The organism is Candidatus Shapirobacteria bacterium (assembly GCA_041659325.1).
Taxonomy (GTDB): Bacteria; Patescibacteriota; Microgenomatia; order UBA12405; family UBA12405; genus JBAZYN01.
The window spans coordinates 1-24,337 of record JBAZYN010000002.1 but is presented as its reverse complement, the minus strand read 5'-3'; the positions used below and the strand labels follow the sequence as shown (position 1 = coordinate 24,337).

Sequence of the window (24,337 nt, the reverse complement as noted above, 5' to 3'; positions counted from 1 at the left end):
ACTCCATTCTACCACTCCCTGCTAAGAAAGATGGAAAAATGCTGCCTTTAGACCGACATTTTCCTTCGTTTTTTTTGGCCACATATGCAAATATTGCCCCACGAAGGCCAATAAATTAATCAAATCTCCGGCTATATTTTTCTTATTCTTTCCAATCTTTCGACTTTTAGACTTTTGACTTTTAGACTTTAAGCTATATCCCGTTGCTACCCAATTTTTGGCCCAATCGTTTTCCCTTAACAATTTATGGTAAATATTGTCTTTATCTACCACTACTTTCAACAATATCAGGTCAACCGCGCTCCTCTCATCCCGTTTTTCACTTGGTAGTTTTAATGATTTTTCTTCGAGCCACATATTAAAACAAAGCTCATTTCTTATTTCTCTTTTTCCATATCTTCGGAATTTGTATTTTTTGTTGATCAAAAAAAATAGTAGTTTTAATCTGCTCCACCACAATCTGTTTTCCCTAGTCACAATCAGGATATCAATGTCGTCACCCTTCTTACAGTTTTCAGCCGCTACCGATCCGGTAACTGCCACCATAAGGATATTGTTGTCATTTTCCGCCACCATTTTTCCCAAACGCTTCGCCACCAACTTTTTTTTTCTTGCTTCCCCTTCGATCTTCTTTTTTGTACTAAGGCTACCCCCTCCAATTTCTTTCTCAAATTCTTTTTCGGAAAATACTCTTTCCCCCATCAATCTTGACCATAGTTGCTCCCGACTCAGCTTCATCCCAAATTTCCCGGCGTAATCAATTGTCTTTTGTATCGCCTCACTAATTTCCATTTCTCTATTTTATCCCAAACCGACCCTCTATTTGGTATAATTTATCATTCTTGGATTCTTCCAAAGATTATGGCCAAATCCGAATCTACACAAATCAACAAAACCACCAAAAAATACCGTCTCTGGGAAATGATCCCTGGCTTTTTTGCCTGGACTTTTATTTTATTTCCGGTTTGGGGTGCTATTCTGGTACCGAAACTTGTAACTTACTTCGTCATCGCCTTTTTGGTCTATTGGCTGTATCAATCTTTTAAATCGTCAATTCTGGCCGTAATTGGTTATTATAAAATTCGCGCATCAAAAAAAATCGACTGGCTTGAACTATTTAAAAAAAACTACGATAAAAACTGGCCCAGTTACGACAAAATTAATCACATCATAATAATTTCTTCCTATAAAGAACCTCTTGATGTTATCGAAATGGCGGTTGGCTCTCTTGCCGCCCAAATTGATATTAATTTAAAAAAAATCAATGTTGTTATTGCTCAGGAAGAGAGGGCCGGCAAAGAGAACAACCAAAAAACAATCGATTATTTCTCTGCCAAATACAAAGGTGTATTTGGTCATTTGATTTTTTCTGAACATCCGGCCAAGTGTAAACCTGGAGAAACCATCGGTAAGCATAGCAACGAGGCCTGGGCTGCTAAATTTGTAAAAAAAGAGTATATCGACAAAGGCATATTTGATATCAGCCACCTCACCCTAACCAGTTGCGATGTTGATACCATTTTTAATCCAAAATATTTTTCCGCTCTCACCTACCGCTTTGCCTCTTCTCCGAATCGATATCTCCGTTTTTGGCAATCACCGATTTTTTGGCATCACAATATCAATGATGTTCCTGCCCCCATCCGCATAATCGGAGTTTTGGGCAACGTTATTCACATCGCCAATATTCAGGAACCGGACGGCCTTTTTTTCAACTATTCCTGCTATTCCTCATCATACAAACTCATTGATTCGGTTGGATATTGGGATCTTGATATGATCCCAGAAGATTGGCATATTTTTCTCCAATCCTTTTTTAGTACCCGGGGTTTAGCCCAGGTCGAACCAATTTTCCTACCGACCGTCGTCGATGCCCCTAGCGGCAAAAACTACCTTTCCGCTCTTAAGAATCGTTATAACCAAAGTGTACGTCATGCCTGGGGGGCAATTGACATCCCCTATGCCATAGAACAGGCAAAAATTCACAAAGAGATTCCCCTCATCACCCGATGTCTTCGCATCTTCAAGCTTATTCAAACCCATCTTATCTGGTCTAGCAATTGGTTTATCCTTACCCTTGGTACCTCTCTGCCGGTTATCCTAAATCCCAGGTTTTTCCAGACAGCCATTGGTTTTAACCTTCCCCGTATTTCCAATATTATCCTCACCATCTGCCTAATTCCTCTCATTGTTATCATCATCCTTGATTGGATTCTTCGGCCGGACAATCAAAAAAAGGGTTTCGTAAACATTCTCAAGAATCTGCTCCAATGGCCGTTTATGCCCATCGCCACCCTCACCATGTCTGTTTTACCCGGGCTTCACTCTCACACCCGTCTTCTCTTGGGTAAGCGCCTGGATTACAAAACCACCAACAAAACACCAATTAAAAAAATTAGTTAAAATAGATTAATGTTAAAGAAGTTCCTCAAATCAAACTTCTTGTTGGTTATCGCTGTTTTATTTATCTTTCTTCGCCTGCCTTCACTTTTTGAGCCATATTGGTATGATGACGAAGGCATCTACCTAACTATTGGTCAGGCACTCAACCGGGGGGTCAAGCTTTACAGTCAAATTCACGACAATAAACCTCCGCTTCTTTATCTTATGGCCGCTTTTTCCAAAACCGTTTTTGGCTTTCGCCTACTTTTGTTTTTCGTAATGATCCCGACTGTTTATTTTTTCCACAAACTAGCCAAAAAATTTGTATCAGGAGGACTGCAAAAAATCGCCACTTTCGTTTTCATTATTCTTTCTTGTATCCCCTTGCTCGAGGGCAATATTGCCAATGCCGAAATTTTCATGCTTCTCCCTACCCTGGCTGCCTTTACCATATACATCACCGCCGCCAAACCTCTCCACTATTTGGTCTCCGGCTTGCTCCTGGGATTGTCATTTATGATCAAAGCCCCGGCCGCTCTTGAAGTTGGCACCATCATTTTTTGGGAAACATCTTGCCTGCTCGATCAAAAAGCCTTTAAAAGAGAAATTATTCCCTTTGCCAAAAGGGTCGCTCTTCTTTTAGGGGGTTTTTTTGTTCCTCTTGTTTTGTGCTCTCTATATTTCCTCGCTAACGGGGGTTTCAACTATTTTATCTACGCTTCCCTTCTTCAAAATTTTGGATATCTATCCTCGTGGAGCATCGGCACTCACTCCGGATCAGCTCTTAGTGGCGGATTGGCTCTTCGTCTATTGGTATTGTTTGTTCTTCTGGCGGTCGGCTATATTTCAAAAGTATCGAAAAAAATTGATGCCAAAACTTTTATGATTACCTCCTGGTTTGCCTTTTCCCTCTTTGGCTCTCTCCTTTCCGGTCGTCCCTATCCTCACTACCTTATTGAAATTATTCCCCCTCTTTCCATTTTGGTCGTCCATCTTTTTGGCAAATACAAAACTTTCACCAAATTGATAATCGTTTTGTATTTTGCGGTTTTTGCCGGTGCAATAGTCAAATACAAATTTTATTTTTATCGCACCGTCTCCTATTACGCCAACTTTTATTCATATGTTTTGGGGTTCAAGTCCAAAGACGAATTCAACAATTATTTTGGCTGGCATGTACCGGAAAATTATCAAATATCAGAATTTTTAAAAAATAATACCGTTCCTGATGATAAAATATTTATCTGGGGGGATCGCGCTTCGATTTATGCTCTGTCAAACCGTCCGCCGCAGGCCAGGTTTACAACTGCCTATCACATTGTCGATTTCAATGGTTACGATGAGACCATCGAAAAATTCAAAATCGATCTTCCAAAAGTAATAATCTACTATAATATGCCGGGAAGGGATTTCCCTCAACTGGACTTGTTTATTAAAAAATATTACTATCTTGCAGTCAAAATAGGCGACGCCCTGATCTATCGGTCAAGATAACTCTTATGGCCTTTGCAAAAACTATTTTTGTCAAATTGTCAGTTTTAGGGAAGTTTTGGCAGGAAAAAATAAACGGTACAATCTTCAGATGGAATGCCCTGACCATTCTAATTCAGCTAGCCTTTATTTTTTTTAAATTCGACAGTCTCCCCAAACAGGTCCCGTTATACTACTCACTGCCCTGGGGAAGCCAAAGGCTAGCTTCGGCCTCGTCACTTTTTCTTCTGCCCTCGTTTTCAATATTTTTTTCTCTGATCAATAATGTTCTGTCGGCCTTCACCTTACACTCCATTCAAGTGATTTCCAGACTTCTCGTTGTCTTCTCCCTTATTTATTCCATATTGTCTTTGATTACCCTAATCCATATAGTTTATCTGGTCTCCTGATGATCCTGAAATTCGTTACGGCCATCTTTTCCTCCTTTTTTGTATCCTGGGTTCTCACTCCGATTACCAGGAATTTTTTTATTGCCAAAGGTTGGGTAGAAAATCCTGAGAAAAAACAGCTCAAAACCCACAACGCCACTGCCACCGCCTCTGTTCCTCGGGGCGGGGGGATACCGATTTTTTTTGGAATTACCTTCTCGGCTCTGCTTTTCCTGCCCCCGGACAAACATTTGGTCTTTATCCTTTTGTCCTCAATTCTTACCCTTATTGTCGGAGTATTTGACGATATCAAAGACGTCAACCCCAAAACCAGACTCCTGACTAATATTGTCGCGGCGCTGTTGGTTGTATCTTCCGGCATAGGTATCGCCTATATCTCCAATCCTCTTGGCGGGATTATCGACTTATCCACCCTAAAAATTAATTTTGATCTTCTTGGCCCTCACTCAATTTGGGTTATTTCCGATTTACTGGCCGTTTTTTGGATTGTTTGGTGTATGAATTCAGTGGGGTGGGCGGCGGGGGTCGAAGGTCAGCTACCTGGCTTTGCGGGTATTTCCGCTATTTTTATTGGAATTCTTGGTCTAAGATATGCCACTGACGTCACTCAATGGCCGGTAATTATTTTAGCCGGGGCTGTCGCCGGTGCCTATCTTGGTTTTCTCCCCTATAATTTTTATCCCCAAAGTATCATGCCCGGATACAGTGGAAAAAGTCTTGCCGGGCTCTTGTTGGCAGTTCTTTCAATCCTCTCGGGAGCAAAGTTGGCAACGCTTATTTTTCTTTTGGGTATCCCGATGCTAGATGGTCTCTATGTTTTGACCAAAAGGATAATCGACCACCGTCCGATTTTTGTTTCCGATGGTAGCCACTTTCATCATCGGTTGCTGCGTCTTGGCTGGAGCCGACGAAAAATATCGGTTTTTTACTGGGCCATCAGCCTTTTGTTGGGAATTATTTCTTTGTTTCTAAACAGCCAACAAAAGATGTACGTCTTTGTCGGGGTCGCCCTACTTTTTTTTGGATCACTTATTCAACTTTCTCGGCGTACTTAGTCGAAACCCAGCCCGATTCTCCATTCCCCAAATCGATTTGGAACCATCCGTTATTTTCCGAAAGCATGGTATAAATCGAAAGTGGTTTAACTCTGTCAATTTCTGTTGCCGTATTGCCGGGCAGATCTCTTACTCTCAACCAGCCTGTCTCTGTTTCCTTTATCATTATCTTTTGCCCGGAGCTTATTAAAGACGGTTGGGCTACCGGTTCTTGCGTCGGCGTTGCTAACGGTTCTTCCTCCGGAAGAGTAGTGTCTAGCACCAATAGAAAACCATTTAGAGCCTTTACAATAATATTTGTACTTTTCCTACCCGGGAAGGAAACAGATATTTCTCTGTCACCCTCGCCGATACTATCAAGCCTCATGGGGGTAAATCCTTTTATTTCCCCGTCGATATAAACAACCGATTGATCCGGCGATGCATTAACCAATAACCCGGCCTTATTTTTATCGCCCGTTTTTTCCAGATACAAAATATAACCCCCATTTTCGCTCTCGGTATCGGATAGTTTCCAGTTTACGACCGTGTTAACCCCGTTAAACATCTTGATCTTTTTTTTCCATTCCACCCCCTCCGGTGCTACCAATCTCAAGTCGATTTCCCCGGGCACAAGAGAGTTATTTTTATAAGGCGTCATTCCTGCTTCCTTTTCATCGATATATACCTTTGTCGGCGGGGTGGAAACGATTTCCACTCCGGATTTCCTTGGTATAATGCCGCAACCCCCCAACATTAATAAGCAACCTAGTAAAATTATTTTTTTGAACATACAATATCAAGTATACTAAACAATTATATGTCTTCTGTTATCGCATTAATAACCGCCTTTTTTCTTTCCCTTTTTTCTCCCAACCCCAAATCAATTTCCGTCAAAGAATCATCCCCCTCAGCTTTTCCCCCCACGGTCCAACCCTCTCCTACCCTCATTCCGCCAGTGGTTCTCGGATTAGTAGGGGATCTTGGTTTAGGACGCCACATCACTTCCACAGCCAGGTCTAGGAATGATTTTTCATGGAGCTTTTCTGGAGTAGGAGATTGGTTAAAAGAAAATGATTTCAATCTGGCTAATCTTGAAAGTCCGATTATCAACGACTGCCCGACCGGTTTTACCGGCACATTTACCTTTTGCGGAGACACTCGTTTTCTGCCCCAACTGGTCGAAAATAAATTCGTCTTATCACTGGCCAATAATCATATTTTAAATTATGGCCGGGATGGGCTAGTCCAAACAGAGGATATGTTGGATCAAAACAGTCTCGTCTACATCTACGGTCACGATCCTGACAAAGAATTTGTCACCAAAACCGTCAATGATATTAAATTTGGTTTTTTAAGTTATGACTTTATTACCTACCCCAATTACGATAAAAACAAAATCATCGAAACTGTTAAAAACTCAGACGGACAAGTCGACTGGCTCATTGTTTCTCTCCATTGGGGAAACGAATATCTTCCCAAGCCAGAAGCCTGGCGGCAAAAATTTGGAAAAGATCTGGTTGATGCTGGCGCCGACATAATTCACGGCCATCACCCTCATGTCTGGCAGCCGGAAGAGTATTACCGGGGGAAACCGATTTTTTATTCTTATGGTAATTTTATCTTTGATCAAAGTTGGTCGTACGCCACCTCCCATTCAAATATAGTCCGTCTCACTCTCACCAAAAATGAGATTCTAAGACAAGAAGTCTTTCCCATCGAAATCCAACAAAATTCCCGCCCTGTCCTCAAGACCTCATCCGCTGATTCTTTTCAGTAATTTCAGCACCTCGTTTGGACTTTCCACCATCTCTACCACCTTTTTTTCTTTCTCTTCCAGGCCCAGGCCGGCAATTAAATCCGCCACAATCCTCCTCCAGAATTTACCGAAAAAAATTAGCGGTTCATGATGCCCATACTCATACTTTGCTCTGTTCCATGTCATCCCGATTTCCGATATCGTTCCCGTCCCTCCGCTAAAAATTACAAAGGCATCTCCTCGGTTCATCAGTTTTTTCAGCCTAGTCTCATACGAAGACATCATGAATATCTTATCTGCCAACGCGTAATTATCTTTATTGACCCCCTCATAATTTGCCGGTTGGTTCTTTGGATCCAAAATCGCTATCTCAACCTTCCCTCCCCCTGCTTTTGCCCCCAAAGTTGCTGCCTTCATCACCCCGGGGCCACCGCCGTTTACTACAATATATCCGTTTTCTGCTAATAGTTTCGCCAACTCAAAGGCTTGCCTGTAATATTTTTTATCCTCACACCGCCTATCTCCATCGCCAAAAAATGTTATTCTTTTTATTTTTTTACTGGTTTTGTCAATCACTCTTTATCTCCTTTCTTAACAAGTCTAAGTTGTCATTGACGTTACCATGAAAAACAGCTTCTCCGCAATACACCCAATCCGCCCCCGCCGTTTTGATTTTTGCCACATTTCCCAAAGTCACTGCTCCATCAACTCCGATCATAAAATCCAAATTATCATCAACCCTCCTCTGTTTTAAAGCCTCAATTTTTATAAATATACCCTTCTCCAGTTCAAAATCACCAAACCCTGCCTTTCTTCCCATTAAAAGTATTTCATCAGTTTCCTTGGGGATTTTCCCAATCTCTGTTCCCCAATCGTAGGCAATTCCTGCTTCGAAACCGATATCTTTTGATTTTTCGACAAATGCCTCGACGCTACTCATCATTTCCACCTGCCCGATAACTCTGGTCGCATTGACAAACAAACACTTTTCCAACCATTTAATCGGATCTTTAACCATTAAGTGTATGTCGTACAAAAAATTAATCCCGTTTGTCTCAAACTTATTCAGTAGTTCCAGCTCAAAAGTTTTCCCTGGGGTGAACATATCATCTGTAACATCAATCTGAACCCACTTAGTCAATCCGGAAACTAGCCCCAGTTTTCTTTCCGCCTCTCTGTAATCTTTATCAAAAATAGTGGGAATTATCGTCATTTTACTTTTGGCCGACATACATCGCCATTTCTGCTAGCCTGCAACTGTACCCATATTCGTTATCATACCACGCCCCGATTGACACCATGTCGTCGGAAACCACCTTAGTCATCATTGTATCAATGACGCACGATGCGTTATTTCCAATGATGTCAGAAGAAACTAGTGGTTCATAGGAAACTTTTAATTTTCCCACCAATATGGGAGAAACACTAGCCGTTTCCAATATTGAATTAATTTCTTCCACTGTTGTCCTCCGGGTTAGCTTAAATGTAAGATCAGAATAGCTGCCGCATACCACCGGTACTCTTATGGCTGTCCCGGCAAACCGCCCTTTGCACTCCGGATAAGCAGCGATTACTGCCTCGGCCGCCCCCGTGGAAGTCGGAACAATGTTTATTGCCGCTGCCCTGGCCCTTCGCGGATCCTTACCGGCTCCGTCAACAATATTTTGATTAGTCGTATAAGCGTGAATTGTCGTCAGAATACCCTCCTGAAAGCCAATAGCCTGATCAATAATTTTTACAATTGGAGCGACACAATTAGTCGTGCATGAGCCGTTTGAAATCAAAGCCTCTCCTTTATATTTTTCCTCGTTCACTCCCAGGATAAACACCGGAATTTTCGGATCTTTTGCCGGAGCTGAAATCACCACCTTTTTGGCTCCTGCTTTAATATGAGCCAGGGCCTTATTATCGGTAAAGGCTCCGGTACATTCCAAAACAACATCTACCCCGTACCCCCTCCAGTTAATCCGATTTGGATCCATTTCCCCCAAAACCGGAATACTTAAGTCTCCAACCATGAGCCTCCCCAACTCCGCACCTTTCTCGGGATCTCTGGCCTCTACTTTTAACGGAATTCTTCCGTATACCGAGTCATATTTGAATTGTTGTGCGTAAGTATCAACCCCAAAAGCTCCGGTTGTGTTTATTGCCGCCACCTCAACGTCATATTTTTCCATTAGAATAGCTCTCAACACCACCGTCCCAATCCTCCCGAAACCGTTTATGCCGATTTTTATTTTTGGTTTAATGTTATCCATATCTTAATCATAAACCATTTTTCCTCAATTCACCTCATTATCCCCAAGCCGGTAAAGTTCCCTTAGCTAAAAATTCAAGCATTACCCCGCCCCCGGAACACACATAATCAATTTTTTCTCTCACCCCCAAATTACTCACCGAAGCCGATGTATCCCCACCGGCAATTACCTTATATGCATTTGCCTCCGCAATTGCGCTAGCTATTTCATCGGTCCCTTTTTTACTCTCCGGAGACTCGTAAAAACCCATTGCTCCGGCCCAAATAACTGTGTTAGAGCTATTTATTATTTCTTTAAATTTTTCGATATCCTCATCGCTCAAATCCAATCCGTCTTCCCTTAATTTTGCCACCACAACTTTAGCCTCCTCTGTCAAGGGGAGGTCCCGCGAAGCGGGGGAGGGGTTTTGCATTAATTTTGGTAATTTTCCTCCAATCAAAATTCTGTCTGCTATCTTTTCTAACTCCGGCAAATAATCCAGTTTATCTTTTTTTGCCCCCCCCAGAATTATTGTCAACGGTCGTTCCGGATCCAGTAACTTAGCAATTTTTTCTGCCTCCTCAACAAAACTTATCCCATAAAAAGCAGGCATGGTGTTATGAAGCATTATCGAGGCGCATTTCCTGTGGGCTACCGCAAAGGCATCATTTACAAACACCGAGCATAGATCCACCAATCCTTTCAGGAAAAGGGGGTCATTGGCCTCTTCTCCGGGGTGGAATCTCAGATTTTCCAAAAAAACTATCTGATTTGTTTCCAGTGCCTGTTTTATTTTTTCCTGATCGGTAAAGTTTTCTACAAACACACTCTCAACTAAACTCTGTCCGTCATTTTCCAGTAAATCCATCAGTTCCAGATAAATCTGTTTCAAAGACATTTCAGGGGCAATTTTTCCCTCCGGCCGTCCTCGATGGCCAATAATTACAATTTTGCAATTCTTCTCCAGGAGTAACTTTATTGTGGGGATAGTCTTGACCAACCTGCTGTTGTCCAATATCTGTCCGTCATCCATGGGAAGATCAGTGTCCATTCTCAACAAGACTCTTAAGTTAGGATCTACCTCAGAAACAGGACTAAGATTTATTTTCATATTCCTTTATTTTATTAATCCTTTTGATATGTCTTTCTTCAGATGAAAAAGTTGTCTCTAAAAAAGTTTTAACAATCCCGATATTATCTTCATCGCCCACCACGTCAGTCGACAGACATAATATGTTGGCGTCATCGTCTTCTCTGGCCAATCGGGCTTGTTTATCGTTTGTAACCAAAGCCGCCCTCGCCCCCTTAACCTTATTTGCCGCCACACATACCCCCACCCCCGAGCCGCAAATTAATATCCCTTTCGCCCTCTCAGATACCACCTTTTCTGCCAGTAATATCGAAATATCTGTGTAATCATCGCCACTGTCATATTCCTTATTCCCCAGATCAGTACAGTCAATCCCCGAGCCCCTCATCCAATCCACAATCCTGCTTTTTAATCTATGCCCTTTATGGTCCGCCCCGATATATATCATTTATCACTAATCTTTTTTAATCCAGTTTAAAATATATAATTCCTAATCAAATATAATTATATACCATGCCCGAGATCACGCTATCTAATAAAGTCTTTACATATTCTGTCTTTCGTAAACTAGTCCGTTCCCTTAGCTTGCGCCTAAAATCACGCTCTTCTTTTACCGTTTCCTGCCCTCATCTTACCCCCGATTTCTTTATTAAAAAATTCATCAATCAGCATGCCGATTGGATTATTAAAAATTCAACCAAATTTAAGTCTCCCCGCTCCCTCCTTCGTCTTTCTTCCCTTACCATCCTCGATCAAAAATACGCCCTAAACATTCATCCGGCCAAACACGATTCGGTTATTATTTTCCCCGATGAACATATTATTGATATTAATGCCAAAACAAAAACCAGCCCCCACCTCAAAAAAATCCTTGAACCCCGTCTTCGTCGCTTAGCCCTACCCTTAATCCGGCAGGAATTAGACAATCTCTGTCTCTTATATCATTTCAAATATTTCCGTCTTTCTTTGAAAAACCAAAAATCTCTTTTTGGTTCCTGCTCGGGCAGAAACAACTTAAATTTCAACTGGCAAATTATTTTCTTTCCAAAAGATAAATTTCGCCATATTCTCCTGCATGAGTTAATTCACTTAGAGGTTAAAAATCACAGCCGTCACTATTGGGAGACCTTCGGGAAATACGATCCAAATTGGAAAGCCAACAATCTTTGGTTAAAAAAAGAGGGGACCAAGAATTTCATTATCAAACCATAAAATAAGTTACAATCTACATATGAAAACCCAAAAATCGGTCCTTTACCTCACTATCTTTCTTCTCTTGTCATCCATCATTGGCTGGTTCTATCTCATTTTGCCCCTTTCTACCCTAAATGATATTTTGTCTAACGCTTCAACCTGGGTAGACACGAATCTGGTTTCCCGTTACCCCGACGACCTGATTATCTCCGTAAAAAGCGGCCAAGTGTCTGTCAATCGTGAAACCCCATATTGCCTTGTTTTAGACGACAAAAGCCAATCGGGAATTGTTTTTACTGGCGACCGGGACCCTAGAGTTCTATCTCTTACTGACGAAACCTACTCCTCCCTTTGCAAACCGATTGCTCTGGTCGGGACCAACTATTACGTCTATCCTGACAAGGAAAACACCTACAAGGTAGAAACAATTCCGGCCACCGTCAATTACAATTTGGACAAAAACCAAATTGTTAATTTTGTTAATCAGTATCTGCCCTTAATCCTCCGAAGCGGACGTAATTTATATTATTTTGTTCCCTTCATGGCCACTCCACTATTGCTTATCATTTTCCTCAGCCAAAACCTCTGGTACTCTTGGGTCGCCAAAACCATTATAAAGATATTCAAACTTCACCCAAACGATAAAAAATTAGAAATCTACGGTACCTCTCTTTTTATCTACACCATCATCTTGTTCGTGGATTGGGTAATAATTGGCCTACTTTTAAATTACATTTTGAAACAAAATATCCACCTCTCATTTCCTTTCTTCAATTCTTTGGTTATCGGTATTGGTACTTCACTTATGCTCAAATCCGATACTCCATCCCAACTGGACAATGATCACTCCCCACCACCTCCGGCAATATAAAAGCGCCAACTACATTATCTTTTAGTTCTTCTGAGACAAAGAAATAGTCAATCCTCCACCCGACGTTTCTTTTTCTGGCCCCGCCCCTTTGACTCCACCAGCTATATCCGATTCTGTCCTTATTAAATATTCTGTAGGTATCAACAAAACCATTTTTTACTAATTTATCCATCCATTTTCTCTCAATCTCCAAAAATCCGGAAACCAACTCGTTTTCTTTTGGTCTCGCCAAATCAATCTCATTATGGGCGGTATTTACGTCACCGCAAAATATAACCTTTTCACCCCGCTCTCTCAATTCGATTATATATTTCAAAAAATTTTCATAAAAATCCATTTTATATTGCAGTCTTCCTTTATCCTTTTTGCCGTTCGGAAAATAAACATTTAGCAGGGTAAATTCATCAAATTTAGTTATCAAAACCCTTCCTTCGTCGTCCCAATCGCTATCCCTGTCTCCCACAATTACTTTTTTTGGTTCCATCTTCGTCAATGTCATTACCCCGGAATAGCCGGCTTTTTTAGCCGGGTTCCAATAGGGGATATAATCCCCGGGGCACTCTATCATTGGCACTTGCGAAGGATATGCTTTCACCTCTTGAAGACAATATATTTCTGCGTTGTCTGTTTTTACAAAATCCCACAATCCCTTTTTTATCGCCGCCCTCATTCCGGCCACATTCCAAGAAATTATTCTGATGTTACGCATATTATTATTCTACCAGTTAACAAAATCTGCTATAATCATCTACATTTTACCAGTGGTCATTAACGGTGTATCATACTGTTAATGGGGCTCTTTAAAAACTCTAAAAAACAAGGAGATATGGGATTGGGTGTAGCTATTGGCTATTTTACAAGCGTAGGATACACAGTTGGTATCCCTCTCACCGATAGTCAAGACTATGATTTAATCATTGATGACGGAAGCCATTTGGGGAGAGTCCAGGTTAAAACTTGTAGCTATAAAAGAAAAAGTTACGAAGTCAATTTGTCGGTAAAAGGTGGCAATAGAACCAGTGTTGGAAAAATTAAAAAATTTGACACGGCAAACTGTGACTATCTTTTTGTCGTTACCCAAAATCTCGAAAAATATTTTATTCCTAGCCTGGAACTTGTTGCAAAATACAATTTAGTTCTGGGGCCAAAATATAAAAAATATTTAGTTAAATAACCAGCGGTGACCGAACGGTTAGGTGATGGTCTGTAAAACCATTTTGAGCAGGTTCGACTCCTGCCCGCTGGACTAAGTCTCTTTTTGACATATTTTCATTTCCCTTTAATTGGAATATTGGCTGTAATTTGGCGGTTCCACTAACTAATTCATCAACTGTTGGAAGGGTGTCAAATACCAATCCGAAAAGATACCTCTGATTTATCATGTTGTCCGTATCTATCAGTAGTTCCTTTGGGTGTTCCACTAAATATCCCGCATATTTCAAAATATGCTTAATATCCACCTCTTTTCTCTCCACCCCATTTCTCCCGCTTCTTGCTTTTTCTATTTCACTATCAATTGCCTCAAATTCTTCTTCTAATGCCTTCTTGACAGGCAAGCTATCAGTTGTTTTGATTGTCTCCAATATGCTTTTTCGCTTCACTACAAGCTCTAAAACGTAGTTTTCGGCCCTTTCACTGTCAACCATGGCAACTTGTCTTTTTTCCTGCCAAGACTCCACAAACACTTCTTGAAACAGTTTTGTAAATTCTTCAGAAAATTTTAGGTTCTCTGTAAAGTTCTCAACTATTTTATGAACATCCTCTCGCTTTTCGTGCCATCTTTTATGGTGATTCCTGTCACAGTGATAAGCAGGATATTTAGTTCCCAAATGGCCAGTTGAAGCACTCGCCTTGACCTCTTTTTTGCATACAGGGCACAGTAGAATGCCTTTGTACGGGTAAAACGGGTTATACCTCATTCTTTTATCGGGTTGATTTATATTCGCCCATTTAATATTTCGTTTAATCAAATAAGTACCATCAACATTCTTTGATATAAAAATTTTACCTTTATTAGCAGAGTTGAAAGTCTCTATATCAACCAATCCGTCAAACATAACTGCCTTGATAGGTTGATACTTTGTCCACAAAGCAACAATGACTCCGCAATAAATAGGATTAACTACCCACTCTTGGATTTTCTTAACGGTAAGCGGAACTCCCCCTCTTGTTCCAATCTTCATCCTAGTTATTGGGTCTCTTTTTGCCATTAACCTAGTCTTAAATCCCATCAAATTTATTTTTTCAGCAATTTCCTTGTCAGATACTCCACTAGCTCTCATCTCATAAATTCGCTTAACAAAATGACTTTCAATAGTATTTTCAGCAAGAATGTTCCTTATTCCATCTTCTTGAGTTTCCACCTTTTTGTTTTTTAACCCAAAAGGTGCCGGACCATTCCAATATCCTTTTTGGATATAGCGAATACATCCACTAATCATCTGTGTTAGTTGATTTCTCACGTATTGCAAATTTCCCTCGGCTTGACTCACTTCAATGGCCTCTGTGGGGGATTGAATGCTCCACTCGTATTTAAATCCTAAGTCACCCAAAGTATTTATTTCATCTCCTACGGTTCCAAGTGTATCCTGAACCTTTACTCCAACTTCAGCTAAAAGTTTTTTAAGATAAAGATACTCGGCACCGCCACCTCTCGTAAATCTACTCAAATTTTTCACAACCAAGTAGTCAATCTTTTTTGGAGTATTTTGTCTCTCTTCGCAATATTTATAGATTTTCCAAAAGTATTCTTTTTCCTTCTTTCGGCCACTTTCTACACAGGGAAACACTTCAGCTAAATCCCACCCTCTTGCAACTATGAGCTTCTTACAGAGATAAAGTTGGTCGTCCAACGTATCACCCATGATAATTTGTTTTGGGTCAGATGCTCTTGCCAATATAATTGCTCTTATCATTTCTTTTATTTTACTTTATATAAAAAACTAACTCCTTCGTTTTTCATCCTTTTATTTATATTTTCTGCACAAATATCAGTTAGAGCTTTGACTTGCTTAACCAAGTTCATGACCTGCTCGTCAGAGTAGTCTTTTGCCATATTTCCTAGTATTTTTCTTGCTCTATTAACTGTCATATTCTTAAACCTCACTATCTGTGTGTGGTTAAGAAATGACTCGCCAACCAACACAAATTATGTGTTGATTGGTTCCTTCTCAATTCTTTCAAAAAGAACTAGTAGCTGTCAGCCGGCCTTGCCTAAGTAAAGGAGTTACAATCTTGGCCTAAATTGATAATTATTTATTTATTCTTACTTATTATTTTTAGACTAAAATTTGTAAACTGAGCTTAAATAGTGGCGTAAAATGTCCATTAATTATTGAATGTAAATTTTCAATATTTAATATTTTTTTGGGATTCATATTATTTTTCTATCAGTTTGTACTCAACTATTAATTTTTTGATTGAATCCTCCACCGGTAATTCCTCTTTAATTATTAGTTTAATAATTTTATTAATTACCACATTTAAACTAACCCGTATCAGTGGCTTGGAGCTTTGACTATACTTAGTAGAAAATTGAGGGTCAAAATATAATATTTCTCCATCACTATCTATACAAAGAACCATTTCAACACCACCAAACACGCTAGAAATTGCTATTTCCGATTCTCCTCTATTTGGTACTAAACTAGGGACCAATAAACCATCAGGCTCTTTAAAGAATGATTGCCATAATTGTTTTAATTGCTCATGTTTAACCCCAAATTTCTTAAGGTCCAAGACAATATCAATATAAACCAATTCTTTAAAGCTAAATTTTCTCCAACCTTTACCACCCGTCCTATTATCATTTAGTAACTTGTCCTTGTCTAAAGTATTAGCTTGCCTGTATGACAGGGGAGTATCAGCTATCGTGTATTTTTTTTGATTGAAAATATCACCAAGATTACATTTCTTGATTGTTTCCGAAGCCTTGGCTAGAAGATTATCAGTAATAAAAAGCATAAATTAGACACCACTGTCTAATTCATATATTACCAACCAGTATCTTGCGTGTCAAGTATATTGGGGAAAGTCATGTTTTTTCAGAAATCCAACTTTTTTGGTGATTTATTGAATAAAACTCAAGGCCTTTTCTTCATCTTGTTCAATAAATATTTCTACTGCTCGCTTAGCTTTTTCAAAAAGGTCCTTAGCTTCATTTTTCGCTAAATGACCATCAATTACCATTTTCTCTATTTTGTATTGAATATCAATATCAAGAATCGGGACAGGTAATTCTTTTAGAGTTTCTTGATTTAAACGCTGTTGAACACTACCCCTACTTAAGCGCTTCATAAACTCTTGGCCCACGAAGCTATTAAGATATACCGTAAGATAATATGAGCTCATCTCAATATCTGCCTTGGTTCTAATAGCAATAAGATTATCACTAATGGTAGAGCCTACTAGGTTATCTTGTATGCGTGCGCATAAGCCTATAGAACCTACTCTGGCGACTACTACATCATCTTTTTTGGCAACATGTTTTTTCTTTTGGTCAGATACGCGGACAAACAGCAAGCTATTAGTATCAATCTCGTATTGAGAAACATCCGTACCCCTGATAAAAGATTTGGTATCAGCTCCTTTCTCAACATATTCGCTTATATATTGACCAGTCTCAACATTCGCAATATCACCAATTTTCTTATAAGGTTTTTCTCGTATCTTACAAAACATTTCGTCATATTTTGGTTGCCAATATTCGGCATCAAAACGGTCTTCAATTAAACAATCTATAAAGTTTCGGATAGAGATATTTTTTCCACCTACTTCATAATCAAAAAGGCCAATTTCTTTTAGGAATAGCTTCTCCGCTTCCCTATAATTATCTGCAGATTTTTTTAATGCCACAACATAAGCTCTGTATATTTTTTCTATAGAATTTTGTAAATTAATTGAGGGTATTGGTATAAGCAAAGATTTAATAAGCTGGGTAGATATGGTCGGTTGAGCAACTACTATTTGAGCCCTAAGCATCTGCCCTTTACCATATTTTGTTTCAAAAAATATTACTGTGTAAAATGGAGACAATTTTTTTGTGTCAGTTTTAACCGCGATTATATTAGGGCTTATTGTTACTTTATCTTTTTCTCCAAATCCCCAAACTAAACTACAAGCTATCTCTCCCACCCTTGAAAAAAATATATCACCATTATTATATTCATTTAACTTTTTATTCTTCAAATCTTCTTCACTAATATACACTCTATTATCATCAGTAATTACGCAATTTCTTAAATTAAATGGCCTAGCTAAATACGCCCCACTTTCAACATAAGAATCAGAAAGAATTGTTGAGCCAAAAGGGCCACATTGTATATTTTTAATAAAAGAACCATAGCTTTCAACCCCTCTCTTCTTAAGTAAGTTTTCAATTTGAATAAATTCTGGACGATAAAATTCAGCTTCAAATCTAATGTCCTCGTTTAAATCAGAGCTATTTATAACCGATACATCTAAATTGTTATCTTTGACAATAGTTTGCCAGTCCATATTATTTAAAGAAACTTAAACTTTGCTCCTTACCCCAAGCAACAAAAGCATCAGCAATTTCATCAAGGTCGCTTAGATATTTCGGATTACCACTCTCATCTTTTATTAACTGACCATCATTATCTTTTTCATAAATATAATCACCACTATTATCTTTGAATGACTGTTTTTGTGTGGCAAAGAAAATCGGGTAATCTTGAGTAGTGGGGTTACCCCCTTGGTCTAGCTCATCATCACGCCATTTTTGTAAGAAAATGATTGACGTTTTAGTACCTGTATGAGGTTTAAATGAATTTCCATGCAGGCCTACAACCGCCAATATACGAGCTTTTTGCATTATATATTTTCTGACGTATTCATCACCCGTATTGTTAAAAATACCTTGCGGTAAAACAACCGCCAGACGACCGCCAGCCTTTACAAAATCAAGATTCCTCTCAATAAACAGATAATGGCGTTCAACTTTGTTTTGGAGTTTTCCTTTACTGTTCTTACCTAGAACATATTGAGCCAACAAATTCTTTTCTTTTATTTCGCCAGCAAAAGGGGGATTGGCTAGCAGTACATCAAAGCCTAATTGCTGGAAAGTTTCTCTATTGTTTCTATCTGTATCGTAATTATCAAAATGTCTGACCAAACCTAAGTCATTCAGGTCGCTTTTAAGCCGTTCAGGCCATTCTCTAGAGTCAAGTGAGGTTGTCTTGTAGATATGGCTTTTACCATCTCCTGCAATAAGCATAATTGCTCGGCTAATTTTGGTTGACTTCTCATCAAAATCTATCCCAAAGAGATACCTGCTAGCATATTCTCTATGAGTTTCAGGGGTTGGCAAGTTTTTCCAAACATACTGCATTGTATGGACCAAGAAGCCTGCACTCCCACAGGCGGTATCAACCACATACTCCTTTTTCTGCGGATTAAGCATCTGAACACACATATCAATCACCACACGAGGTGTAAAGTATTGACCTTTCTTTCCCTTGGCAACATCAGGCAGTAAATATTCAAATGCTTCATCAATGATACGGAGGTTAGAACCAAATAGTCTTGCCTCCTGAAGTCTTCCTATGCAAACTGAAAGATGTTCTGGCCGTAGTTTAATATTGTCATCCTTAGAAAAAATATCGGGCCATTCATTCTTAGCTCCTTCAAAAAGGTCATCAATAATTCGCTTTGTTTCTAATGGGTTTCCTGTCGGGCTTTTTCTAAAAAACAGTTCTTGATTGGGTCGTGTTAAAGCTTCTTTTTCATCATATAGTTTTGCGTATATCAGTTTAAAAATCTCGTCAAATACATCAGCTCCGGAGTTAGCCAATACCAGCTCTTGCAATTCTTCAATTACTTCTTTTAGCTCAATATCTCTCAAATCTTTAAGAGTTTTTCGTTTTGCTAAAACATCTTCTATCCCTTCATCAGAGGCAGGAATATCGTCAAGTGTGTCATCAAAATCTTTTGGATATGGTCTGTATAGGATAAGGCGTGTTTTACCATTCAACGCAACCCCTACGGGTGCCCCTTCAGCATTCAAATATGATTTTAACTGCTGGACATCATTGTCCTCACTTGGAGCTTTTACCTCAATTATTATTTTCGGGGTAATGCCGTCAGGCCTGTAAACCACTATATCTGCTCGTTTTTGCTCACGTCCAAAATTTACTTGCTTCTCAAGCTCAATAAGACTTTTAGGGTATTTATAATGCTTTGTAAGTTGCACTAAATATAGTTGTCTAACAATTTCTTCAGGTGCGGATTTTCCAGTCTTGGCGTTGTAGACCAATTTCTCTTCATCTAGTTTTGAAATTGCTTTTACATAAAACATCCCTTCACCTTTTTCATATATATTTATTTGGGAAAGGTCATCAAACATGAAAAGGTCCTGTTCGGGGTTTTTAAAGATTTTTTGTAATACCTGATAGGTGTCCATATTATTATTTTTTTAACCCTTAACTCTAGTTCTGATTATATACATTATCTACCAATTTCCCCTCATCTACTTAATTTAGTAGTCCAGCTCTAATCGTTTGTTACCGACCAGATTAGAGAAATTATCCAGCCTAATACCGTCCAGCCCAATAAAAAGTTAGTTAAGAAAATGGCTACTTTATTCTTTTTCCGCTTTGAAAAAGCAATAATGGTTGGCAGTAAATACAAAGCCAATATGAAAAGTAAAGATAAAAAACCTGATACGTCATCCATACGCCATTTATATCACAAAAACTCAAATCCTACGTAATCCATAGAGTATTAATAGCTATTAATACTTTATGCTATTAGTCCTACTAACCAGAAAAATATCCATTATGGAGTAAAATAATTACAATGGCTAAACCTAAAACAATTATTCCCCCCGTAACTCCTCCTCAAACAACAAACACACCTCCCTTGGCTAATAGTAACGGTCCTTTAGGTATTGACCCAACCAGTTTAGGAACGATTAAGGCTAAAGATTTAACTGGCAATAGACCATTAGCTAGTACAATTCTAACTTATACCAAAAACTGCGAATCAAAAATTACTCAACTGGAAACAGAGAACGAGACTTTAAAAACATACGCTAACGACTACCAACTTAATAAATACAAAGCACTCAATTCGGTTGTCTTAAATTTATTTGCAACCATATTAATAGGTATAGGAATTAACTTTATAACTTCTGAACACAGTGTTCCGATTGGTAAGACTGATTATCAGGTTGTGGGTGCTATTGTAATGATGGTAATAGGGGGTATTTTGTATCTGTATTCACAGGTTACTTTATTAAGAGATAGACAATGAGATATATCTTTAATACATCAGGTAACTATATTGCTTTTATTAACGGAAACTATCTGTTTGATACCGAATGCAATTGGATTGGTTTTATCTTGAACGGTAATGAAGTTTACAGTGCAAATGACATGTCATTTATTGGTTACGTTAGTTCAGATGACAGGATTGTAAAACGTTATGGGGAACCTTTCAAGCTAAGACCACTTAGACCTCTCCGACCACTTAGACCTCTCCGACCACTTAGACCTCTCCGGCGCTTAAGAATGCTTCGGCTTACCTACCCTTGGTATGACGTATTTGAAAATTATTGATAACAGTCCTATTAACACTTCTTTATATTATAGTTCTATTACTATACTGGTAATCCCTAATAGGAATAATCCAAAGCTAATTTTTCTTCAGGTATAATAGGCTTAAGAGTTTCGTAGATGGAAATTAGGTTAGCAAATAATTCGTTCCACGCTACCGATACTCTCCGGACCAAAATTCTAGTAAGCCGTTGTTAGTGTCCGGTGATATGGTTTTTCGCCGGGTTCCTTTTTCTGCGATCTCGTCCAAAGAACAGTGTCAACTTCAGGCGATGTCACGGGGAACGTCTTACTTAATTCTTCTCTGATGAGCTCAACCGCCCAAACTGTATTTGCCCTTATTTCGACTTCTTCTCTTGAATTTACGGGAATTAACTCGTAATCATCTATTTTTTTCGACAATGTATTTGAATACTTGACAATGCCCATCCCTCTAAGTATCTGTGGCACTTTATAATCCGCAAATGCCGTCAACTTATCAATGTTTAACATTGGGGCTTGTCCTACAGATACCAAGATACTGTTTATCATATTGACATTCAGTTGTGCCCGCTTGTAAAACCCTATGCTTTTGCCACTATATTCAGAAACATCGTTAAATCTCGGAAAATTAATAGTTATTGTTTCTACTAGTTTCATAGCGTCATGTTCGCTATTTTCAATAATTTTCAAATAGTCGCCATACCTGTCTTTTGTTACTTGCCCCAACTCTCTTAAACATTCCAATCTCTCATCAAACAATGGAATCTCTGCATTTCCCCTGAGAATTCTTTTTAAATCATTTTCATTTAAATTGGCCAGAGTTTCCGGTCGGAAAAACGAGTCATTTCTATTAGCCTCCTCCTCCAAGCATTTAAATAGAGCAATTGCCCCATCTAATTTCTTGCCTCCAATTTCAACCGTCCATTTTTGTTCGCCTTTTCCCGACCAATAACAAAAATTTACAGCGTTAAATATAAAAACCAATTCCATCTGAAGATCAAAAGGCCAATTATAGCCAAAATATCCCAAGTCAAACGAATCCAATTCACTCTCCTGCACACTATTTACCAGCTTTTCAATTGCTCTTGTAGAGATTTTTACCAACTTTGAATTATCAGCTACATATTTTGTTGTTTTTAATACGTCTATCATGTCGTAATTATAGAACAATCAAAGTTATGTAAACCATCCACAACATCGAAGCAGGTATAATTGCCTTAATGTTTCTCACCAAGTTACTCCTGGAAAATTTCCGGTCTCATCAAAAAACACTTTTTGAATTCGATCCAAAAACCAATCTCATTATTGGTCCGAATGGTTCCGGAAAAACCAATATCCTGGAATCAATTTATCTCCTATCTCACGGCAAGAGTTTTCGCTCAACCTCCCTCTCAAAACTTATTATGTGGGATTCGTCGTATTCCTCGGTTAGGGGTAAACTGTCTACAAACAATGAACTCAGCGAACTGGAGATTCAGCTAACAAACGATCCCGCCAAAACTGCCGTTACCCGTAAGTTATTAATCAATAGGGCCGAAAAACTTCGGAAGGAGTTTATCGGCCAGATTAAAACTGTAATTTTTCACCCCGACGATATTCGGCTAGTAGCCGGCTCCCCCGGCCGTCGACGCGACTTCCTTGATGAAATATTTATGCAATCAGAATGGCGCTATTCCTCCGCCTTATCGCAATACAATCGGGCCCTAAAACACCGTAACGAATTATTAGACCTAATCAGATGTGGCAAAAATAATAAATCCGAACTCTATTATTGGGATCAATCCCTGACAAAAAATGACAAAATAGTCCACGATTTTAGACTATCTTTCATAAAACATCTCAACAATTTTTTTCAAAATCACCCCGACCTGGAAATAAACACAATTTCCATAAACTATTACCCCTCTTTTCTTACTCAAGAAAAAATCGATCAAAATTATTCTCGGGAGCTTGAGTGTGGCTACACTCAATCCGGACTTCACCGCGATGATTTTAGTTTTGATAATTCGGTTTTTCACTCTGCCGACAAGAATTTAGCCAGTTGGGGCAGCCGTGGCCAGCAAAGATTAGCCACATTTACCGTTAGACTAGGACAAATAGACTATCTTGAAACCAAATACCAGGAATCACCCATATTACTTCTGGACGATATCTTTTCGGAATTAGACGAAAACCACCAAAAGCTCATTGGCAAAATTTGCCAAAGGTATCAAACAATATTCACTTCTTCCGAGCCGGAATCAGTCTCTATCCTTCCTTCCGCCAAAATTATTCAGTTATAATAATCCAGTGCTTACAAAAGACGAAATATCAACTCTTATAAAAGTAGCAACCGAATCGCGTCCGAAATCATTCACTGTCAGATCAAAACATAAAATTGGTGCCTCGGTACTTACGGTCGATGGGGAATACTTCGGGGGCTGTCTTATCGAGTCGGTTATAACCGGTTTAGGAGTTTGTGCCGAAAGATCGGCAATCGACCATGCCGTTATTCATGGTAAATATCAAATTAAAGCTATTTGTGTCGTGGACTTTAAACAGGTCCATCCCTGCGGAGCTTGTTTACAATATTTAACCCAGTTCTATCAAATCAGCAACAAAGATATTGACGTAGTGATTTCCGATATTCATGGGGTCCATAAAATCACCTCTCTAAAACAGCTCCTCCCTCACGGGTACGTTACCAAAAAACATCTTGTCTATTTAAAAAGATATCAGGGCTAATTCCAACTTTTCCCTACTGTATTTTTTAGCAATCTACTATATAATATCCCTACTATGAATCAAGTCGATTCATCTGGTACTTTAAAATTCCTGTATTCAATTTGTTTAGAGCCAGTTGACTGTTAGTGCCAGAAGGTGACTCCGATAATTCGGAAATCATTTTTGACAAAAAGCTCCGCTTTTGCGGAGTTGTACTAAGAGTTTGATCGTGGCTCAGGGTGAACGCTGGCGATGTGCCTAAGACATGCAAGTCGAACGGGGCCTGTGGTCTACACAAAGATATCAAATTATTCCTAAGTATTCGATGTTTTTGTGTAGATCGCTGGTTCAGTGGCGAACGGGTGAGTAATGAGTACGAACATACCTCTTTGTGGGACATAGCCCCGCGAAAGCGGGGGTAATTTCCCATAGAATCCGATGCAATATTCGGATTAAAGATGCAAATCACGAAGAGAGTGGCGTACTTGCTACCAGCTAGTTGGTGGGGTAATGGCCTACCAAGGCTATGACGGCTAACGGCTCTTAGCGGAGAGTCCGTCACAATGGGACTGAGACACGGCCCATACTTCTACGGAAGGCAGCAGTTAGGAATTTTGCGCAATGGACGAAAG

General features: G+C 39.2%; 25 protein-coding genes, 1 tRNA gene and 1 rRNA gene. 13 read left to right on the top strand and 14 right to left on the bottom strand.

Going from position 1 to position 24,337, the window contains the following annotated elements; all coding sequences use genetic code 11:
• Positions 1–21 precede the first annotated feature (21 nt).
• Positions 22–792: a nucleotidyltransferase domain-containing protein gene (locus WC841_03260; GenBank protein ID MFA5828348.1), complete on the bottom strand. Its 771-nt coding sequence runs from the start codon at positions 790–792 to the stop codon at positions 22–24.
• Between the two features lie 69 nt (positions 793–861).
• On the opposite strand from WC841_03260, the gene WC841_03255 reads away from it, so the two are divergent.
• The 4 genes from WC841_03255 to WC841_03240 are packed head-to-tail and all read left to right on the top strand — an operon-like array spanning position 862 to position 5,317.
• The gene (locus WC841_03255) at positions 862–2,403 is read left to right on the top strand and encodes a hypothetical protein (protein MFA5828347.1); all 1,542 of its coding nucleotides are present in this window, start codon (positions 862–864) and stop codon (positions 2,401–2,403) included.
• A gap of 9 nt (positions 2,404–2,412) precedes the next feature.
• Complete coding sequence (locus tag WC841_03250; GenBank protein MFA5828346.1) at positions 2,413–3,876, top strand: hypothetical protein; 1,464 nt, start codon at positions 2,413–2,415, stop codon at positions 3,874–3,876.
• A gap of 5 nt (positions 3,877–3,881) precedes the next feature.
• Positions 3,882–4,262, top strand: coding sequence for a hypothetical protein (locus WC841_03245; protein MFA5828345.1), 381 nt, complete (start codon positions 3,882–3,884; stop codon positions 4,260–4,262).
• Positions 4,262–5,317 carry an MraY family glycosyltransferase gene (locus tag WC841_03240; GenBank protein MFA5828344.1) on the top strand — a complete coding sequence of 352 codons (1,056 nt, stop codon included), beginning with the start codon at positions 4,262–4,264 and terminating at the stop codon, positions 5,315–5,317. The genes WC841_03245 and WC841_03240 overlap by 1 nt, the downstream gene beginning before the upstream one ends.
• Here the strand turns inward: WC841_03240 and WC841_03235 are convergent.
• Positions 5,292–6,089, bottom strand: a complete 798-nt coding sequence (locus WC841_03235; GenBank protein ID MFA5828343.1) for a PEGA domain-containing protein — start codon at positions 6,087–6,089, stop codon at positions 5,292–5,294. The genes WC841_03240 and WC841_03235 overlap by 26 nt on opposite strands.
• 27 nt (positions 6,090–6,116) lie before the next feature.
• Here WC841_03235 and WC841_03230 point away from each other — a divergent pair, with 27 nt between their 5' ends.
• Positions 6,117–7,076, top strand: a complete 960-nt coding sequence (locus tag WC841_03230) for a CapA family protein (GenBank protein MFA5828342.1) — start codon at positions 6,117–6,119, stop codon at positions 7,074–7,076.
• On the opposite strand, the gene WC841_03225 is transcribed toward WC841_03230, so the two are convergent.
• Genes WC841_03225 through WC841_03205 form a run of 5 tightly spaced genes read right to left on the bottom strand, consistent with a single transcriptional unit; the run spans position 7,053 to position 10,830 of the window.
• Entirely contained in the window at positions 7,053–7,631 is a 579-nt protein-coding gene (locus WC841_03225) for an LOG family protein (GenBank protein MFA5828341.1), read from the bottom strand. The two genes, WC841_03230 and WC841_03225, sit on opposite strands and share 24 nt — an antisense overlap.
• A complete protein-coding gene (locus tag WC841_03220; protein MFA5828340.1) occupies positions 7,624–8,286 on the bottom strand; it encodes a hypothetical protein in 663 nt (220 codons plus the stop codon). Before WC841_03220 ends, WC841_03225 begins: the two co-directional genes overlap by 8 nt.
• Complete coding sequence (locus tag WC841_03215) at positions 8,270–9,313, bottom strand: type I glyceraldehyde-3-phosphate dehydrogenase (GenBank protein MFA5828339.1); 1,044 nt, start codon at positions 9,311–9,313, stop codon at positions 8,270–8,272. Before WC841_03215 ends, WC841_03220 begins: the two co-directional genes overlap by 17 nt.
• A 37-nt stretch (positions 9,314–9,350) precedes the next feature.
• Positions 9,351–10,403, bottom strand: a complete 1,053-nt coding sequence (gene pgk, locus WC841_03210) for a phosphoglycerate kinase (GenBank protein MFA5828338.1) — start codon at positions 10,401–10,403, stop codon at positions 9,351–9,353.
• On the bottom strand, positions 10,387–10,830 hold the full coding sequence (locus WC841_03205; GenBank protein MFA5828337.1) for an RpiB/LacA/LacB family sugar-phosphate isomerase: 444 nt from the start codon (positions 10,828–10,830) through the stop codon (positions 10,387–10,389). The genes pgk and WC841_03205 overlap by 17 nt, the downstream gene beginning before the upstream one ends.
• 65 nt (positions 10,831–10,895) lie before the next feature.
• Between WC841_03205 and WC841_03200 the strand changes: the two genes are divergently transcribed.
• Both WC841_03200 and WC841_03195 read left to right on the top strand, forming a co-directional pair.
• Positions 10,896–11,594: a YgjP-like metallopeptidase domain-containing protein gene (locus WC841_03200; protein ID MFA5828336.1), complete on the top strand. Its 699-nt coding sequence runs from the start codon at positions 10,896–10,898 to the stop codon at positions 11,592–11,594.
• A 19-nt stretch (positions 11,595–11,613) separates the two neighbouring features.
• On the top strand, positions 11,614–12,447 hold the full coding sequence (locus WC841_03195) for a hypothetical protein (protein MFA5828335.1): 834 nt from the start codon (positions 11,614–11,616) through the stop codon (positions 12,445–12,447).
• Here WC841_03195 and WC841_03190 read toward each other — a convergent pair.
• Positions 12,386–13,156: an exodeoxyribonuclease III gene (locus tag WC841_03190; GenBank protein MFA5828334.1), complete on the bottom strand. Its 771-nt coding sequence runs from the start codon at positions 13,154–13,156 to the stop codon at positions 12,386–12,388. The two genes, WC841_03195 and WC841_03190, sit on opposite strands and share 62 nt — an antisense overlap.
• 81 nt (positions 13,157–13,237) lie before the next feature.
• On the opposite strand from WC841_03190, the gene WC841_03185 reads away from it, so the two are divergent.
• A complete protein-coding gene (locus tag WC841_03185) occupies positions 13,238–13,621 on the top strand; it encodes a group I intron-associated PD-(D/E)XK endonuclease (GenBank protein ID MFA5828333.1) in 384 nt (127 codons plus the stop codon).
• Positions 13,622–13,693 (top strand) — tRNA-Tyr (locus WC841_03180).
• Between the two features lie 1,674 nt (positions 13,694–15,367).
• Here the strand turns inward: WC841_03180 and WC841_03175 are convergent.
• The 5 genes from WC841_03175 to WC841_03155 form a co-directional block, all read right to left on the bottom strand.
• Complete coding sequence (locus WC841_03175; GenBank protein ID MFA5828332.1) at positions 15,368–15,538, bottom strand: hypothetical protein; 171 nt, start codon at positions 15,536–15,538, stop codon at positions 15,368–15,370.
• A gap of 287 nt (positions 15,539–15,825) precedes the next feature.
• Positions 15,826–16,410 carry a hypothetical protein gene (locus WC841_03170; protein ID MFA5828331.1) on the bottom strand — a complete coding sequence of 195 codons (585 nt, stop codon included), beginning with the start codon at positions 16,408–16,410 and terminating at the stop codon, positions 15,826–15,828.
• Between the two features lie 105 nt (positions 16,411–16,515).
• The gene (locus WC841_03165; protein ID MFA5828330.1) at positions 16,516–17,943 is read right to left on the bottom strand and encodes a restriction endonuclease subunit S; all 1,428 of its coding nucleotides are present in this window, start codon (positions 17,941–17,943) and stop codon (positions 16,516–16,518) included.
• A 1-nt stretch (position 17,944) separates the two neighbouring features.
• On the bottom strand, positions 17,945–19,867 hold the full coding sequence (locus WC841_03160; GenBank protein MFA5828329.1) for an N-6 DNA methylase: 1,923 nt from the start codon (positions 19,865–19,867) through the stop codon (positions 17,945–17,947).
• A gap of 89 nt (positions 19,868–19,956) precedes the next feature.
• Positions 19,957–20,139: a superinfection immunity protein gene (locus WC841_03155; GenBank protein ID MFA5828328.1), complete on the bottom strand. Its 183-nt coding sequence runs from the start codon at positions 20,137–20,139 to the stop codon at positions 19,957–19,959.
• A 123-nt stretch (positions 20,140–20,262) separates the two neighbouring features.
• On the opposite strand from WC841_03155, the gene WC841_03150 reads away from it, so the two are divergent.
• Positions 20,263–20,718, top strand: a complete 456-nt coding sequence (locus WC841_03150) for a hypothetical protein (protein MFA5828327.1) — start codon at positions 20,263–20,265, stop codon at positions 20,716–20,718.
• 482 nt (positions 20,719–21,200) lie between these two features.
• On the opposite strand, the gene WC841_03145 is transcribed toward WC841_03150, so the two are convergent.
• Entirely contained in the window at positions 21,201–22,154 is a 954-nt protein-coding gene (locus tag WC841_03145; protein MFA5828326.1) for a queuosine salvage family protein, read from the bottom strand.
• 68 nt (positions 22,155–22,222) lie between these two features.
• Between WC841_03145 and recF the strand changes: the two genes are divergently transcribed.
• From recF to WC841_03130, 3 genes are all read left to right on the top strand, one after another.
• Complete coding sequence (gene recF / locus WC841_03140; GenBank protein ID MFA5828325.1) at positions 22,223–23,284, top strand: DNA replication and repair protein RecF; 1,062 nt, start codon at positions 22,223–22,225, stop codon at positions 23,282–23,284.
• A 7-nt stretch (positions 23,285–23,291) separates the two neighbouring features.
• Entirely contained in the window at positions 23,292–23,726 is a 435-nt protein-coding gene (locus WC841_03135; protein ID MFA5828324.1) for a cytidine deaminase, read from the top strand.
• A gap of 190 nt (positions 23,727–23,916) precedes the next feature.
• Positions 23,917–24,337, top strand: a 16S ribosomal RNA gene (locus WC841_03130); the annotation flags it as partial.

Excerpts from the sequence above, each read along its gene's own strand:
- WC841_03150 (MFA5828327.1), top strand. The coding sequence starts at position 20,263 with ATGGCTAAACCTAAAACAATTATTCCCCCCGTAACTCCTCCTCAAACA.
- WC841_03260 (MFA5828348.1), bottom strand. The coding sequence starts at position 792 with ATGGAAATTAGTGAGGCGATACAAAAGACAATTGATTACGCCGGGAAA.
- WC841_03245 (MFA5828345.1), top strand. The coding sequence starts at position 3,882 with ATGGCCTTTGCAAAAACTATTTTTGTCAAATTGTCAGTTTTAGGGAAG.
- WC841_03160 (MFA5828329.1), bottom strand. The coding sequence starts at position 19,867 with ATGGACACCTATCAGGTATTACAAAAAATCTTTAAAAACCCCGAACAG.
- WC841_03195 (MFA5828335.1), top strand. The coding sequence starts at position 11,614 with ATGAAAACCCAAAAATCGGTCCTTTACCTCACTATCTTTCTTCTCTTG.
- WC841_03185 (MFA5828333.1), top strand. The coding sequence starts at position 13,238 with ATGGGGCTCTTTAAAAACTCTAAAAAACAAGGAGATATGGGATTGGGT.
- WC841_03235 (MFA5828343.1), bottom strand. The coding sequence starts at position 6,089 with ATGTTCAAAAAAATAATTTTACTAGGTTGCTTATTAATGTTGGGGGGT.
- WC841_03165 (MFA5828330.1), bottom strand. The coding sequence starts at position 17,943 with ATGGACTGGCAAACTATTGTCAAAGATAACAATTTAGATGTATCGGTT.
- WC841_03230 (MFA5828342.1), top strand. The coding sequence starts at position 6,117 with ATGTCTTCTGTTATCGCATTAATAACCGCCTTTTTTCTTTCCCTTTTT.
- WC841_03250 (MFA5828346.1), top strand. The coding sequence starts at position 2,413 with ATGTTAAAGAAGTTCCTCAAATCAAACTTCTTGTTGGTTATCGCTGTT.
- WC841_03190 (MFA5828334.1), bottom strand. The coding sequence starts at position 13,156 with ATGCGTAACATCAGAATAATTTCTTGGAATGTGGCCGGAATGAGGGCG.
- WC841_03220 (MFA5828340.1), bottom strand. The coding sequence starts at position 8,286 with ATGTCGGCCAAAAGTAAAATGACGATAATTCCCACTATTTTTGATAAA.
- WC841_03170 (MFA5828331.1), bottom strand. The coding sequence starts at position 16,410 with ATGCTTTTTATTACTGATAATCTTCTAGCCAAGGCTTCGGAAACAATC.
- recF (MFA5828325.1), top strand. The coding sequence starts at position 22,223 with ATGTTTCTCACCAAGTTACTCCTGGAAAATTTCCGGTCTCATCAAAAA.
- WC841_03215 (MFA5828339.1), bottom strand. The coding sequence starts at position 9,313 with ATGGATAACATTAAACCAAAAATAAAAATCGGCATAAACGGTTTCGGG.
- WC841_03205 (MFA5828337.1), bottom strand. The coding sequence starts at position 10,830 with ATGATATATATCGGGGCGGACCATAAAGGGCATAGATTAAAAAGCAGG.
- WC841_03175 (MFA5828332.1), bottom strand. The coding sequence starts at position 15,538 with ATGACAGTTAATAGAGCAAGAAAAATACTAGGAAATATGGCAAAAGAC.
- pgk (MFA5828338.1), bottom strand. The coding sequence starts at position 10,403 with ATGAAAATAAATCTTAGTCCTGTTTCTGAGGTAGATCCTAACTTAAGA.
- WC841_03200 (MFA5828336.1), top strand. The coding sequence starts at position 10,896 with ATGCCCGAGATCACGCTATCTAATAAAGTCTTTACATATTCTGTCTTT.
- WC841_03240 (MFA5828344.1), top strand. The coding sequence starts at position 4,262 with ATGATCCTGAAATTCGTTACGGCCATCTTTTCCTCCTTTTTTGTATCC.
- WC841_03255 (MFA5828347.1), top strand. The coding sequence starts at position 862 with ATGGCCAAATCCGAATCTACACAAATCAACAAAACCACCAAAAAATAC.
- WC841_03145 (MFA5828326.1), bottom strand. The coding sequence starts at position 22,154 with ATGATAGACGTATTAAAAACAACAAAATATGTAGCTGATAATTCAAAG.
- WC841_03155 (MFA5828328.1), bottom strand. The coding sequence starts at position 20,139 with ATGGATGACGTATCAGGTTTTTTATCTTTACTTTTCATATTGGCTTTG.